Consider the following 1,477-nt stretch of genomic DNA (forward strand, 5'->3'; position numbering starts at 1 on the left):
TCGCGGGCGTAGGTCTCCAGGGCGTCGGCGAAGGAGGTGGCGTCGTCCCAGTCGCCGTCGCCCGCGGCCGCGCAGGCGAGCACCGCCTTGACGTAGGCGGCCTCGTGTTCGGCGCCGATGAGCCGCAGTTCGTCGTGGGCGGCGCGGAAGGCGCGCACCGACAGGGCGCGCTCGCCCAGCCGCTCGTACGCCATGCCGGTCATGATCTGCGCGGTGGCGGCGGAGTGCGGGTCGAGGGTGGTCAGCAGCTCGCGGGCGGTCATGGCGGAGGTGAGGGCGGCGCGCCGCTCGTCCTCGGCGACCAGGAGTTCGCTGTGGAACAGCTGCCACACCCCGGTCTCCCAGCGGTGGCCGTGCTCGTCGAGGGCGGAGGCGGTCGCCCGGGCCACCTCGCGCGCCTCGGCCAGCCGCTCCTGGCGGACGTGGGCGGTGAGGGCGAGCGCTCCGACCAGGGTCACCACGGCGGGGTCGCCGCGCTTCTCGGCGGCGGGCAGGGCCTGGCGCAGCAGTTCGTCGTCGTCCCCGGCGCGGCGGATGTTGACGCCCAGCCAGCCGCACCAGGCCAGGGTCTCGGCGTACCAGTCGGCGGTGGGCGGGGTGGATTCCAGGGCCCGCAGCAGCCGCCGGTGGCCCTCCTGGCGCTGGCCCGCGGCCATCCAGTAGAGGGAGAGATGGGTGGCGATGCGGGAGCCGAGCAGCCGGTCGGCGGGGTCGGCGCTGTCCTGGAGCCAGTCCAGGCAGCAGGCCACTTCGGGGGTCACGGCGGTCATCTCGGCGAAGGCGGCCGGGCCGCTGCCGGTGCGCAGCGCGGCGTCCGTGCGGTGCGCGAGGGCGGCGACCCAGTCGGCGTGGCGGCGCAGCGCGCCGGTCTCCTCGCCGCGCTCGGCGAGCGCCTGCCGGGCGTACTGGCGCAAGGAGACCAGCATGCGGTAGCGGGGGCTGCCGGGGCCGGGGTCGTAGACCAGCAGCGACTTCTCGGCGAGCAGGGCGAGGGTGTCGCCCGCGCCGGGCCCGGCGACCGCCTCGGCGGCGTCGACGGTGAAGGGCGCGGCGAACACCGACACCGCCCGCCACACCTCCCGCTCCTCGTCGGTGATGAGGCGGTAGCTCCAGTCGAGGGCGGCGCGCAGGGTGCCGTGGCGGGCGTCGGCGGAGCGCAGCGGTACCTCCAGCAGCCCGCGGCGGGTGCGGAGCTGGCGGACGATGACGGGCAGCGGGGTGGACGCGGCCTTGGGGGCGACGAGTTCGATGCCGAGCGGAAGCCGGTCGACGGCCTCGCACAGGTCGCGGACCTCGTCCCAGTTGGCGGCGCGGGCCGCGGGCGGGGAGATCCTGGCGAGCCGGTCGAGGAAGAGCCGCATGGCGTCCTGGTCGGTCAGCGGCCGCAGGGCGAGGCGGGATTCCCCGGCGACGCCGAGCCCTTCCCGGCTGGTGGCCAGCACCCGCAGCCGGGGGCAGGCGTCGAGCAGGCGCGCCG

The 1,477-nt window shown here is 76.6% G+C and carries 1 protein-coding gene; it reads right to left on the bottom strand.

Annotated elements, in window-relative coordinates:
- A partial coding sequence (locus tag SSOG_RS53445; protein ID WP_039937234.1) for an ATP-binding protein occupies positions 1–1,477 on the bottom strand: 1,477 nt, incomplete at both ends.

It is taken from the genome of Streptomyces himastatinicus ATCC 53653 (genome assembly GCF_000158915.1).
GTDB lineage: Bacteria > Actinomycetota > Actinomycetes > Streptomycetales > Streptomycetaceae > Streptomyces > Streptomyces himastatinicus.